Raw genomic sequence first — 13,271 nt, forward strand, 5'->3', positions numbered from 1 at the left:
ACCAAGTGAGTTCTGTTACACGCGACGGACACGCGCGAATTCCCGGCCGCCGAATTGTGCTGCGGCACACGGCCCGACCACGGGAATGTGACGTCGCACCGGTATTCAGCGCACCGTGCGCGGAGCCGAAATTCGGGTTGCGAACAATATCACGCTACAATCACCGTGGACAACGCTAGTTTCCTCGCCCCGGCAGACCCTGCGGGCGCGACACTCCCGCTCTCGCGGGCGCTGCGCTCCACCGGCGTTCAGCGCGGGCGGACGGCGGCGATGTCCACGGAAAATGTGCGCGCACCGAATCCGCATCACCGATGTGCCGCACCGACGACGCGCTAGCGATCGGTGCAGGCCCGGTGAATATCACAGGCGGATATGTGGTCGTCGCGGGCCGACCGGCCCGCCCCACCTCGTGCGTGCGAGATGCAATGACGAGGAAGGCACGAACCCTGAGCAAGATCACTGTCGAACAGGAACCCGGTTTGACCGACACCCTCCTGACGGCCGAACTGGACAACACCCACGTACCGCCGAGTTTCGCCGAATTGGGCGTGCGCGAGGAAATCGTGCGCGCGCTCGGTGAGATCGGGATCGAACGCACCTTCGCGATTCAGGAACTGACCCTGCCGCTGGCGCTGGCCGGCGAGGATCTCATCGGTCAGGCCCGTACCGGCATGGGCAAGACCTTCGGCTTCGGTGTGCCGCTGCTGCACCGCATCGCCACCGCCGACACCGGCACCACCCCGCTCGACGGCACCCCGCGCGCCCTGGTCATCGTGCCGACGCGCGAGCTGTGCATCCAGGTCACCAAGGACCTGGAGAACGCGAGCAAGTACCTGACCAACCACCAGGGCCCGCTGAAGGTCGCCGCCATCTACGGTGGCCGCCCGTACGACACCCAGATCGCCGCGCTGCGCGACGGCGTCGACGTGGTCGTCGGCACCCCCGGCCGCCTGCTTGACCTGGCCAACCAGAGCCACCTGATCCTCGGCAAGATCGGCGTGCTGGTCCTGGACGAGGCCGACGAGATGCTCGACCTGGGCTTCCTGCCCGATATCGAGCGCATCCTGTCGATGGTTCCCGACAAGCGTCAGACGATGCTGTTCTCGGCCACCATGCCGGGCCCGATCATCACCCTGGCCCGCACGTTCCTGACCAGGCCGACGCACATCCGCGCCGAGCTGGCCAACGATTCCGCGGTGCACGACCGCACAGCGCAGTTCGTCTACCGCGCGCACGCGCTGGACAAGAGCGAGCTGGTCGCGCGTGTGCTGCAGGCCGCGAGCCGCGGCGCCACGATGATCTTCACCCGCACCAAGCGCACCGCGCAGAAGGTGGCCGACGATCTGGCCGAGCGCGGCTTCGCGGTCGGCGCCGTGCACGGCGACCTGGGCCAGATCGCCCGCGAGAAGGCGCTGACCAAGTTCCGCAAGGGCAGCATCGACGTGCTCGTCGCCACCGATGTCGCCGCCCGCGGCATCGACATCGACGACGTCACCCACGTCATCAACTACCAGTGCCCCGAGGACGAGAAGACCTACGTCCACCGGATCGGCCGCACCGGCCGCGCCGGCCGCACCGGTGTCGCGATCACCCTGATCGACTGGGACGAGCTGCACCGCTGGGAGTCGATCAACAAAGCGCTGGGTCTCGGCATCGCCGATCCGGCCGAGACCTACTCGCGCTCGCCGCACCTCTACACCGATCTCGGCATCCCGGAGGGCGTCACCGGCGTCGTCCGCAAGCCGAAGCCGGTCCGCGAGGAGGGCGACGTCGTCGAGGAGCGCGCCGAGCGGCCCAAGTCGACCAGGAGCCGTCGCCGCACCCGCGGTGGCAAGGCCGATGCGGCCGCCACCACCGAGGGCGGCACGACCGAAGCCGCCACCGACGACGCGACCACCCCGGCCGAGGACACCACCGAGGGCGACAAGCCCGCCCGCCGCCGGCGCCGTCGCCGCAAGCCCACCGAGTCGGGCGAGGGCGACGCGACCGAGTCGGGCGCCGAGTCGACCACGGCCGATTCCACACCGGCCACCGCGGACGACACGCCCGGCGAGGCCAAGCCGGCCCGCCGCCGCCGTCGCCGCAAGCCCACCGAGGCCCCCGCAGCCGACACCCAGGTCCCCGTCGACGCCTGACAGCACCCCTGGGTGGGCTGATCACCCAGCTCAGCCCACCCGCCCCGACCCCGAGGAGGGGCAGGCCGACGCAGTCGGCCGTCGCGGCCGTCCCGCCGTTCAGGCGCCGTTGCGCAAGCGACGAAGGAGCAAGCAACGGCGCCTGAACGGCGGGACCCAAGGGGCCGCGACCTCGAGCGCACCAGCGCTCCAAATACACTGCTCTGGTGCTCGCACCCGAGCGGCGGACGCGCGCCGATATCTTTGCCGCAGCAGCGATCGCCGTCACCCTCGTGGTGGCGGCGATCGTGGTGTGGGCGCGGGCCGACGCCACCGGGACCGATTCGGTCACCGCGGCCTCCCCCGCGCCGACGGTGACCGCGGCGACGCAACTACCCGCCACGCTCAGCGAGGTGTGGCACGCGGCCGACGCCGCGAGCAGCCGGGCCCTGACCTCCGGCAATGTCGTGGTGACCGGCGACGAGGGCACCGTCAGCGGCCGGGACCCGGTCACCGGTGAGCAGCTGTGGTGGTATCGCCGCGACATGCCGCTGTGCGCGGTGGAATCCCAGTTCGGCACCGTCATCGCCACCTACCGCGATCAGCGCGGGTGCAGCCAAACCACGATGCTCGAGTCCGATACCGGCGCGCGCGAGGTCGCGCGCAGCAGCTACATGGACGACGACATCCGGGTCACCGGCGACGGCACCTATCTGCTCGCCCTCGGCCCCGACCGGCTGGAGATGTGGCGCTCGGACCTGGTGCGCACGCTCGAGTACGGCTACGTCGACGCCCCGGTGAACCCGAACACCCAGCCGCGCAGCGGCTGCGCGCTGACCTCGGCCGCGTCGAGTTCCTCGCGCCTGTCGGTGCTCGAGCGCTGCCCCGCCGACATGACCGCCCGGCTGACCGTGCTCAATCCGGCGCCGAAGGAATCGACCAACCCCGAGGAGTACGGCTCGCGGGTGCTCACCGCGCCCGGCGCGGACTCCCCCGAGCTGCGCGTGATCGCGGTGTCGGACAACAAGACCGCCGTCTACTACCCGGCCACCCCGGCGACCGCGACCGGTCCGGGCCTGCCCGCCCGGATCGCCGTGCACGACGGCACCGGCAACGAGATCGCGGTGCACCAGCTGGCCGCGCCGTGGAACCCGCGCACGGCCACGGTGACCCGGCTCGGTTCGGCGATCTACGTCTTCACCGGCGACAGCCTGATCGCCTTGAGCGCCAACACCTTACAGCCGGTCTGGACGGTCCGCGACGCGCTCGGCACGCCCGCGCTGATGGCGGGCAGGCTGCTCGTGCCGGTCGCCGACGGGCTGATCGCGGTGGACACCGCCAACGGCGAGACCGTCGCCCGGATCCCGCTGCAACGCACCGACTACCGGGGCGACACCATCTCCACCGCGGTCCTGGGCCCGACGGTCTTCGAGCGCCGCGGCGGCCAGCTCTACGCCCTCGGCTGACGCTGCCGCCGCGACCGCGCCTGCCATGATGGACCCATGTCCACTCCCGACGCCCGGCTGGTCCTGCTGCGCCACGGCGAAACCACCTGGTCCAGTCAGCGGCGGCACACCAGCCACACCGATCTGCCGCTGACCCCGCTCGGCGAGGCCCAGGCGCGCTCGGCCGGGCTGATGCTGAAATCGCTCGATCTGCGCGACCCGCTGGTCTGCACCAGCCCCCGCCTGCGCGCCCGGCAGACCGCCGAACTGGCCGGGCTGACGCACGCCGAGATCGACGACGACCTCGCCGAATGGGACTACGGCGACTACGAGGGCCTGACCACCGCCCAGATCCGCGAGACCGTGCCCGGCTGGACGGTATGGACCGCCCCCGTCCCCGGCGGCGAGAACGCCGAGCAGGTGGGCGCACGGGCCGACCGGGTCCTGGCGCGGGTCGAACCGGTCCTCGCCGAGCGCGACGTCGTGCTGGTCGGCCACGGCCACTTGTCCCGCGTCCTGATCGCCCGCTGGGCCGAGTTCGCCGTCACCGAGGGCCGCCGCTTCGCCATGTCGACCGGCGCGATCACCGAACTCGGCTACGACCACGACGCCCACACCGTCTGGGGCCACAACCTCACCACCCGCACCGAACCGATCGAAGGAGCCGCCCGCTGATGCAGGCGCGCGACCCCTCTTCAGCCCTGCTTACCGGACTGCGAATGCAAGAGTAGATTCGGTGCGATTGCCAGAGTAAGTGTCCGGTCGGAAAGACGGCGACCGCTACACAACGCGCCGCCACCGTGATCGACCTGAGCCTGCCTGCGCAACGTGAGTTGATCATGGCCGAACCAGCGATCCTGACGCGCGCCGAAGGGCCCGTGCTGATCGATGAGTGGCAGCGCCTGCCCGAGGTCTGGGATCACATCCGACACGCCGTCGACGCCGGATCACCGCCGGGGCATTTCATCATCGCCGGTAGCTCGGCCCCACGGGGCGCGGTGGTGCATTCCGGCGCCGGCCGAATCGTACCGATGCGGATGCGGCCACTGAGCATCGCCGAACGTGACGTCGAATCTCCCACGGTCCAGCTGTCAGCGCTTCTCGACGAGGACAGCGCTGTCGAAGGATCCACCAGGTTGCGGCTCATCGACTACGTCGAAGAGATCACGGCATCGGGGTTTCCCGCGATCCGCCCACTGCCCCACCGAGTTCGCCGGGTCGAGCTCGACGCCTACCTCGACAATGTGGTGCAGCGTGAGTTTCCGGAACAGGGTTACACAGTGCGAAAACCGGAAGTTCTTCGTGCCTGGCTGGCGGCGTATGCGGCGGCCACGTCCTCGACAACGGCATACTCGAAGATTCTCGACGCCGCGACACCCGGCCTGCCGAGCAAACCGGCGCAGGAAACCACACTCGCGTATCGCGATGCCCTGTCCTCGCTCTGGCTGCTCGATGCCGTGCCTGCCTGGATTCCGAGCCGGAACCACCTCGAGCGACTCGGACAGGCCCCCAAGCATCAACTGGCCGACCCCGCCCTGGCGACCCGACTCCTCGGACTCGACGCCAAGGCTTTGCTCTGTGCCGAGCAGGGAAGCAGACGCCTGCGTGAAGGCACCGTTCTCGGTGCGCTTTTCGAACACCTCGTCACATTGAGTGTGCAAACATACGCCCAAGTCGCCGAGGCTACGGTCAGCCATCTGCGTACACGTAACGGAGACCACGAAATCGACCTCATCGTGCAACGGCCGGACGGACGAGTGCTGCCGATCGAGGTGAAGCTGGCAGACAGGGTCAACGATATCGATGTGAAGCACCTGCACTGGCTCCGGAACCGCATCGGTGACGATGTCATCGACTCGGCAGTTGTGTACGCGGGAGAGCACGCCTACCGCCGGGCGGACGGAATCGCGGTCATACCACTCGCGCTGCTCGGACCCTGAGCACGGCCAGACCAGAACCCCTGACACCAGTGACTCCCAGCCGCTGACCTCACAGGCGCGAGGCGACGACGTTTGTCGCCAGCGACGCGGCGGGATAATCTGCGACCATCAATGCGTCGCAGATCGCCGATGCGGTGCGGAACTTTGTACTCGGGGGGATACCACGTGCTCCAGGCTGATATCGATCAGTTGAAGACGCTGGCGACGACGCTCGACAGCGTGAGCCAGGAGATCGACAAGATCGACGTACGCGCGGCGGGCAACCAGATCGCTGCGGCGCTACCAGGCTGTTCGCTCGGTCAGGTATGCGCGCAGACCGGCGAGTTCACCGAGGGCGCTTGGCTTCGAGTTGCCCAGCGACTACAGAAGTTGTCGAGCATCGTGCAGGTGTCCACGGCCACCTACGTCTCGACCGACCAAGACTTCAAGAAGATGCTCGATACGATGGACTTCAAGGCGCAGGGGTAGCCGACGATGCCGACTCGGACAGACATCACCAATTGGAAGCCGGAGAAGCTCTCGGAGTGGGCGACCGAGCTCGAAACCGATACCCAGCTCTACGAAACCCAGCTCGCGCGAATGTTGATCCACTTCCAGGGCACAACCTGGGCCGGGGCGGCCTATGACGCGGCCGCGGACCGGTTCGTCGAGGAGCACGACCAAGGCCGCAGACTCTCGCAGGAAGTCCGCGACGCCGCGACCGCATTGCGTGCAGCCGATGGACGGCTGGCCAACGAGCGGCGGGTTTTGCTCGGGAAGGTGAGCGAGGCGGAGAACGACGCGTCGTGCCCAGTTCCATTGAAGGTCGCAGACAACTGGGTGGTGTCCTCGGCACGGACGAGCGGCGACACCCTCACGGGCGAGCAACGCCAGACCGTGATCGACAAGGTGAACGCGCACCAAGCCACGATCAATGCCGCCTATTACTCATTGACCGGCGCGGTCAGCGAAGTCGGCGTCGCGATCACCACAGCCAACCAAGCAATCCGGGTTCGCGGTGACCTGCTCGGCGACGGCATCGACGCCCCTACCGAGGACAGCAAGGCGGCCGACCTCGGTACCGAAGACGGCAAAGCCCTCACCGACTACCTCAACACCCATCCCGAAAGTGCCCGCGACCCTGCGGTATTGGATCGGATCGCGAGTCAGCTGCCAACGCAGACGCTGACCGAGGAACAGCTGCGGATCCTTTCCCAGGGTGGCACGGTCGATTCGCTGCCGACAGAGGTTCAGGAGTACTACCGCAATCTCTACCAAACTGCCGGAAGCGATGGCATTCTCGCGCTGAGCGAGCATCTCGCGACCGCAGAAGACTCCGGAAACACCGTGGCTGCCGCACAACGCGACGCGTTGGCCAACGGAATGATGGTGATCAGCAACGAGAACATCGGCACCGGCCGCAACCCCGATGGCACCCTCACGAACCCCGGCAGCTACCAGAACCTGCCGTCCGGTATCCGCGACCTGATCGAAGCGAAGCGCACCGACCCGAACCCGATCAATCCGAACGTCCCCGGTGGTCCGGCCGTGGCCCTTCAAGAACAGTGGCAGGACACGAACGATCTGGCCGACCTCATGGGACAGGCCAATCCTGGGTATGAGCCGGGCCAGGAATTGGGCACCAACCTCATCGTGAAGTCCTCGGACATGATCCAGGACCAGTTCCACCCGCAGGGTCGCGACGAGGCAGCGGCACAGTTCCTCGACATCGGTACCCGCAACGACGATTCGAGCCATCAGATCTGGTCGGGCGATGGCATGCCGGAAGGGTACAAGCCCCGCGAAACCGTGCAGGGCTTGCTGTATTACGACTGGCCGGAATCGGCGCAAGGGTCCCCGACGGTGCTACTCGACCGAGTCTCAGAGGAAGCGCAGCTGCCGGTCAACACCGAGAGAGGTGACCGCGGCCGTGCGGACCTCGCTGCGCTGGGTAGCATGTTCAGCTCAACCGACGACGCCGCCGCGTGGGAAAACACCCGCCAAGAATTCGCGGGGAATCCTGAACTCGCCAACAAGGTCAGTCAAATGGTTAGTTCCAATCTGGATTCGGTGAGTAGCAGGGCCTATCCCGAAGGGTATCCCGGCGACAGCAAAGTGCTCGACGGTGTCGCCAGATGGAACGGGGAAGAAGGAAATCGGTTGATGGAACTCGGCTCCTACACCGAGGAAGGTCGCGTCGGCCTGACCACAGCTGTCGAACAGCATCGGTTGTCCGAACTGACCGAGGCGATGCAGAAAAACCCCGAGAATCCGGCATCGATTCTTGCTGGGAGCAACGCGGGAACCCTGTCCGGCCGCCTGGACGATGCAATGTGGGACGCCATCATCGGCGAGGACAAGAAGAAGGGCGAGGACGCTATCTCGGCGGAGGAGGAGAACTTGCTCCGCCGAGCCAAGATGATGGGTGCTGATATGGCGGGGATGCTTGTGGACGAAGGGGTCGCCAAGATTCCCGGCTCACAGGTTGTACAGGATGTAACCGGCCTCGAGGCGGGCAACACCACTTCCGGGCTGATCCAGGAATGGATCGGAAAGCCTGAATACGATTTCAAGGATCGACCGAACTCGCAGGAACTCAAGGCAGAGGCCAACCAGAGTGCGCAGCAGGCAGTCCTAAACGCGGCCGACGCGGCTGGGCAGCTGCCGGAATATCTGAAGGTTGATGGGCGACCGGCGACTGTCGAAGAAATTATTGATCAAGGTAAAGCGAGCCAGCTCGATGATTTTCTGACCGAGCACGGATTGAATCAGTTTATTACAGATTACCGTCAGTCATACGCGCTCAGCGTTGGGGTACAAGAAAGCAAGGGGGGCAGTGGCAATTAACTTCACGACAACCGGGACATCAAGCGACATACCGATACCCCAGTCTGACGCTCCGCCGCACGCTGCCCCTACGCAGCCGCCCCCTAGGATGAAGCTATCGAACGTGGCTGCACTGGCACTCGCGACCCTGCTGTCGGTTTTATCGACGGGGTGTGGCTTGACCGCGGATTCGAGCGGTGAGGCTCCGCACTGGGATCCGTGTGCAGCCTTCCCAGAGTCAGCTATGGGACAACTTGGGTTCGACTACAAATCCAGTGCGCAAGCACCCGGGAGAGAGTGCGGCTGGCTAAATACAAAAACAGGATACGGTCCCGACATACGGTACCTCACGAAATCCGCGCTCGATGACGCCTGGAAGTCGGAGGTAGTATCCCTCAGCGAAATAGCCATCGGGCCATATTCCGGTTACCACTATCGCTCAAAAGGCGTCGACCCAAATTTCGTGTGCAGCGTACGCCTCAAAACCATGAACTCGAATGTTGAATTCAGTGTGATCAACCAAAACTATGGAGCCGAAGACCCCTGCCCTATCGCCATTCATGTGGCGACCGAATTGGTCGGCTACCTACCGCCGCCCGCCGGATAGCGCGTCCTCGGTCTTCGGTTCTGAAATCTTTGATTACAATCTGGCAAATTTCGCAACGCCTACGAGAATGCCAAGAGGTCTGGTACCCGATCGGCCGAGCAGACTCGAGCAGACTCGATAAATTTTCGACTGCCAGCGCCCCTCAGATCCCCTTTGTTGCCGCAGCCTCGAGGACCGTGGCGGCATTCAGGAGATTGTCACAAGGTTTTTCTCCAGTGATGCCTGCGGTAGCAGTAAGATCCAGAGCAAACTCGGGGAACTCGATAACCATACCACACTGCCGGGGCCGGCCGTACTTGATAGCGGAGCGTCCTCCGATTGATTCCTCGGTGTAATTTCCCGCGTAACGCTGACGGAACTCGTTGAGGGTAATATTTGTTGCCGCAATATCAATGAATCGAATTGAGACCGGCGCTCCTAACGTCCCGACCGGCTCCTTGTTTACGAAGGTGCACCCAACAAAGGCATACCACTCGTGAATTCCGTCAGTCCGTTCACGGGTATCGGCGTCGTAGCCAGCGCGTTCGATCGTGGGATCGTCGAATTCGGTGCATGGATCGAATTCGACCCTACCTCGGCTGCCGTTGTTGACCTGGGATATCGGAGGCTGAGCGGGAACCGCAATTTGCTTGGTCGTACTAGGTGTCACAGACGGAACCAAATCAGCTGGCCCGGTACTGGTGCCACAAGCACCGAGCAGCGCCATCGCGGCAGTGCCCGTGGCGAGGTACAAGTAGGGACGAATCACTGGCTGCTGCCTCCGTTTTCGAGCGCTTCCGCCGCTCGGGCGATGATAGCCCGGTTGGCCTCATCGGCGGCTTCGGTGAGACCACCTGCGCGCAGATATGCCTCTTTCATACGTAGTGCGGTCTCGATTGCTTGGTCAATCACGGCTGCGCCATCCATGGCCTTCGTGGAGAACCCTTTCTGAAGCGCACGTCCAGAGTCAAAGCCGCCGAAGCCGTCTTGGTAGGCCAACTGTTCCAGTCGGTTTCGGATCGGCATTAGGCTGTCAGCCAGCTCCTCATACATTCGAGCAGCCTGCTCCGCCGCCCCACGCTCGTACCGAAGCGTCCCAGCCCGAGCCGACTCGTTGAAGGCCGCGACCCCCACCTGCCCGAAAACGTTCTCTGATCCCGCCAAGGCTCCCCCGTTCGTCGGCTGCCGACCAGGCACTCTACCAGCGGGCTACCCTCGGGGCGCGTGCTAATCTGCTGCCCGGCCCAGTCGCATATTCCGGGGGGATATCCAGCATGACGCCACGTCCGCTCACTCCGATGAGTTTGGTCGATCTTGCCGCGGCCGCACAGCGGGCGGAGGGTGCGCAGGCTCGGGCGGCTACGGCAGACAGCAAGTTGCAAGGCGCCGGTCAAGGCACGGACCCGGACTACGTCACGACCGACGACCGGTTCCAGAGCATGACCTTCGACCAGCTGTATAAGGCCGTCCACGGCGAAGGTGGGCTCGACGCGGCGGGCCTGCAGGGGCAGGCTGGTACTTGGCGGCAGGCTTCGTCGGATGTGCTCAACCTGTCCACCTTCAACCTGGTGGGTATGACCCGGTTGTTCAACGAAGGTCAATGGCAGGGCGCGACGGCCGATGCCGGTCAGGCCGCCACAGAGAGTTTCACGAAGGCGCTCAACGAGGTTGGGCAAGTTCTCGGTTCGGTAGGAGCGCGAATCGAGGCGGTCGGTTATGCGGCCGAAGCCGTGAAGTTGGCCGTGCAGCCGAAAGCGGTCTCGTCGGGAACTCTCGACCCGGATGATCCGGTGCAGTCGATCCTGCCCGGCCTCAGCAATCCGGCGACCGACGAGCAGACGCGGGTCGCAGAGGCTGCGGCTCGTGACGCGGCCATTCAGGCATTGGAGACGACTTACACCCCGGTGGTCCCGCCGTCAGGGGCGGGCGTGCCCGCCTACGGTGATCTGCCGGTGATCGGCGACGGCTCCGGTGTCGCGGACCCCGGAGCGGGCGGATCGAACGGTCAGAACGGTGGTCTCGGTGCGAACCAGGACTCTCCCTTGACCGGCGACCCGGCGGCGGACACATCACAGCCTTCCGAAGACGCGAACGCGCCGCAGGACACCGGGCAATCGCCAGGCGACGACACGGGCGACGACACGAACGGCGGGCAGGACACCGACGATGCCGCCACAGATCCGGCATCGACGGCGCCGGCCAGCACGAACCCTGCCCAGGCGGCCAGCCCGAGCACGGGTGTGCCCGGCGGTAGTGGACCTGGCGCCGGTTCGCCGGGCAGCGGAATCCCGGGATCCGGGTCGCCAGGTGCGGGCGGATCAGGCGGTGGCGTCTCCGGCCCGGTGCCTGGTCGCAGTGTTCCTGGGGTTGGCGCTCCAACGGCGGGGCCAGGCATCGCCGCTGGGTCGGGTACTGGCTCGGGTACCGGCGCGCGCAACGGCATGATGCCCGGGATGGGAGCACCGGGGGCTGGTCGTGGTGGAAACCGTGAGGATTCCGGTGAGCACTACGCGCCGGACTATCTCCGAGGCGTTCAGCCGGACTGGGCCGAGGGGATCATCGCCTACAACGGTGTTCTGGGTGGTGAGGTCGAGTTGATGCCCGATCCGCAGCCGTCCGCACAGGCGATGCCGAATCGTGAATCGCTTATAGCGACCACGCCCGCCTCCTCCGTGGAAGGTCAACGCCAACAAACAGTTTCACCACCGGCGCCGATTGGAGCCCCGCACGAACCAACACGGGAGCCGAGTTCTACGGCTCCCGTGGCACCGGTACCGACGCCAACCTCTCAGCAGAGGCACCAGGAAGGACCAGCACCCGCCACGCCCCTCGCCTCGATTGCCACGCCGACCACGGCGACCGACGAACCTCGCACGGACCAGCAGTCCGCCGAGCAATCCTTCGAGCACTCCGGCACCGGTCCGGTGATGGACGAGGAGGTCGCACCGGAGACAGTGGCGGCGGCACCGTCCGCCGAGGAGTTCTTCCAGCACTCCGGCACCGGTCCGGTCATGGACGACGACCAAGCGTCGGCGCCGCGCCAGTGACCATCCTCGAGTCTTGGACCCTCAGTCCTGACGAGTTCGCCTGGTTGTGGTCCGACGCCGGTCTCGACCGGTATCCGGATCCGATCGCGATCCTCGAAACCGCTGCCACCGCCGACGAATACCACCAGTTGGTGCGGGAGTTCAGCGTCCGCTTTCCCCGCGATGGCCACAATGATCCACGCCCGGCGCTGCGAGCCATCGGTGAGGCAGGCATTCGGATCACCGCGAGCGGGCGGATACACGGGACGGCCGACCGCGTCCGCTCGATCGCCGCCGCGACCTCCCAGCACAACATCATCGTGACCCAAACATCCTCAGCTGATCCAGATTTCGGCGCGCAGGTCCGGGTGGGTTCGGTTCCTCGCCGAGATCTGCTGCACTACTTCTCGCTCACGTTGCCCACAACTCCCGCAGGCCAGGCCGAACAGATGGTCGGCTACACCCCACGTATTCGCGGGGAATCACCACCTTCCTCGTGGCGTGTCGCCGCGGATGGACGGCCTGCGGTCGAGGACCGGATACGCGCGTTCCTGCGCCTCCCACGTTCGGCTGAAGGAGCCATCCGTATCGATCATCCGGGATCGACGCAACCGACCTACCTCAGCTGGGTCGACGTCGCTCCTGGCAACCGCGCGTCGGGCAGATATCTGATCGCGGTCAACGAAACCGGAACAGACACAGTAATTTTGCCCGCCGGGGTCGATACCATCGCATCGGAGCTGCGTCGGCGAATCCAGCCGCGCTAGCCGCCTCGTCGCGGGCCAGCCCGAATCCACGGACACGACATGATGTGCTTCCGTTCGGGGGCGATACGCTGACCATCCGAACCGCGCCTCGTGAAGGAGCTACCCGATGAGCGTTCGCCGCGCGACCCCTGCCGATGTCGCAACGATGGTTGGACTGGTGCATGAGCTGGCTGAGTACGAAAAGGCACCGGAGCAGTGCACCCTCACCGCGGAGCAGCTTCACGATGCACTGTTCGGGGCAGCACCGGCCCTGTTCGCCCATGTCGCCGAGCTCGACGGTGTCGTGTCCGGATGCGCGATTTGGTTCTTGAACTATTCGACATGGGACGGCGTCCACGGCATCTACTTGGAAGACCTCTACGTGCGCCCGGAGACCCGCAGCAGCGGCCTCGGTCGTGCCCTGGTCGCCGCGTTGGCGGCCGAGGCGGTCGAGCACGGGTACAGCCGGGTGTCGTGGTCGGTGCTCACCTGGAACACGCCGTCGATCGCGTTCTACGAATCCCTCGGCGCCGCACCGCAGGACGAGTGGGTCGGGTATCGGCTGGCAGGCGCCGCACTGGCCGCGCTGGCCGAGAACGCGCGCTGAGC

General features: G+C 65.8%; 12 protein-coding genes. 10 read left to right on the forward strand and 2 right to left on the reverse strand.

The window, feature by feature from the left end:
- The first annotated feature begins 425 nt into the window (after positions 1-425).
- The 7 genes from NV348_RS07775 to NV348_RS07805 all read left to right on the forward strand — a co-directional run bounded on the left by NV348_RS07775 (position 426) and on the right by NV348_RS07805 (position 8,911).
- Complete coding sequence (locus NV348_RS07775; protein ID WP_447146407.1) at positions 426-2,135, forward strand: DEAD/DEAH box helicase; 1,710 nt, start codon at positions 426-428, stop codon at positions 2,133-2,135.
- A 206-nt stretch (positions 2,136-2,341) separates the two neighbouring features.
- Positions 2,342-3,580, forward strand: coding sequence for an Rv3212 family protein (locus NV348_RS07780; RefSeq protein ID WP_447146408.1), 1,239 nt, complete (start codon positions 2,342-2,344; stop codon positions 3,578-3,580).
- 36 nt (positions 3,581-3,616) lie between these two features.
- The gene (locus tag NV348_RS07785; RefSeq protein WP_447146409.1) at positions 3,617-4,234 is read left to right on the forward strand and encodes an acid phosphatase; all 618 of its coding nucleotides are present in this window, start codon (positions 3,617-3,619) and stop codon (positions 4,232-4,234) included.
- Positions 4,235-4,290: 56 nt separating this feature from the next.
- Positions 4,291-5,499, forward strand: a complete 1,209-nt coding sequence (locus NV348_RS07790) for an ATP-binding protein (RefSeq protein ID WP_447150969.1) — start codon at positions 4,291-4,293, stop codon at positions 5,497-5,499.
- A gap of 165 nt (positions 5,500-5,664) precedes the next feature.
- Positions 5,665-5,967, forward strand: a complete 303-nt coding sequence (locus NV348_RS07795) for a hypothetical protein (RefSeq protein WP_447146410.1) — start codon at positions 5,665-5,667, stop codon at positions 5,965-5,967.
- Between the two features lie 6 nt (positions 5,968-5,973).
- Positions 5,974-8,325 carry a TPR repeat domain-containing protein gene (locus NV348_RS07800; RefSeq protein WP_447146411.1) on the forward strand — a complete coding sequence of 784 codons (2,352 nt, stop codon included), beginning with the start codon at positions 5,974-5,976 and terminating at the stop codon, positions 8,323-8,325.
- Positions 8,315-8,911 (forward strand): DUF3558 family protein, encoded by a 597-nt coding sequence (locus tag NV348_RS07805; RefSeq protein WP_447146412.1) that lies wholly within the window; start codon positions 8,315-8,317, stop codon positions 8,909-8,911. Before NV348_RS07800 ends, NV348_RS07805 begins: the two co-directional genes overlap by 11 nt.
- 142 nt (positions 8,912-9,053) lie before the next feature.
- Here the strand turns inward: NV348_RS07805 and NV348_RS07810 are convergent, their stop codons facing one another.
- Positions 9,054-9,659, reverse strand: coding sequence for a DUF3558 family protein (locus tag NV348_RS07810; RefSeq protein ID WP_447146413.1), 606 nt, complete (start codon positions 9,657-9,659; stop codon positions 9,054-9,056).
- Positions 9,656-9,943: a hypothetical protein gene (locus NV348_RS07815; protein ID WP_447146414.1), complete on the reverse strand. Its 288-nt coding sequence runs from the start codon at positions 9,941-9,943 to the stop codon at positions 9,656-9,658. Before NV348_RS07815 ends, NV348_RS07810 begins: the two co-directional genes overlap by 4 nt.
- A gap of 251 nt (positions 9,944-10,194) precedes the next feature.
- Between NV348_RS07815 and NV348_RS07820 the strand changes: the two genes are divergently transcribed.
- The 3 genes from NV348_RS07820 to NV348_RS07830 all read left to right on the forward strand — a co-directional run bounded on the left by NV348_RS07820 (position 10,195) and on the right by NV348_RS07830 (position 13,269).
- Entirely contained in the window at positions 10,195-11,937 is a 1,743-nt protein-coding gene (locus tag NV348_RS07820; RefSeq protein ID WP_447146415.1) for a hypothetical protein, read from the forward strand.
- Positions 11,934-12,683, forward strand: a complete 750-nt coding sequence (locus tag NV348_RS07825) for an ESX secretion-associated protein EspG (RefSeq protein WP_447146416.1) — start codon at positions 11,934-11,936, stop codon at positions 12,681-12,683. The genes NV348_RS07820 and NV348_RS07825 overlap by 4 nt, the downstream gene beginning before the upstream one ends.
- 106 nt (positions 12,684-12,789) lie before the next feature.
- Positions 12,790-13,269, forward strand: coding sequence for a GNAT family N-acetyltransferase (locus tag NV348_RS07830; protein WP_447146417.1), 480 nt, complete (start codon positions 12,790-12,792; stop codon positions 13,267-13,269).
- Positions 13,270-13,271 lie beyond the last annotated feature (2 nt).

The sequence above is a fragment of the Nocardia fodinahabitans genome (genome assembly GCF_052983615.1).

Coding starts and splice junctions, on each gene's coding strand:
- NV348_RS07785 (WP_447146409.1), top strand. CDS start 3,617: ATGTCCACTCCCGACGCCCGGCTGGTCCTGCTGCGCCACGGCGAAACC.
- NV348_RS07815 (WP_447146414.1), bottom strand. CDS start 9,943: ATGTATGAGGAGCTGGCTGACAGCCTAATGCCGATCCGAAACCGACTG.
- NV348_RS07800 (WP_447146411.1), top strand. CDS start 5,974: ATGCCGACTCGGACAGACATCACCAATTGGAAGCCGGAGAAGCTCTCG.
- NV348_RS07830 (WP_447146417.1), top strand. CDS start 12,790: ATGAGCGTTCGCCGCGCGACCCCTGCCGATGTCGCAACGATGGTTGGA.
- NV348_RS07775 (WP_447146407.1), top strand. CDS start 426: ATGACGAGGAAGGCACGAACCCTGAGCAAGATCACTGTCGAACAGGAA.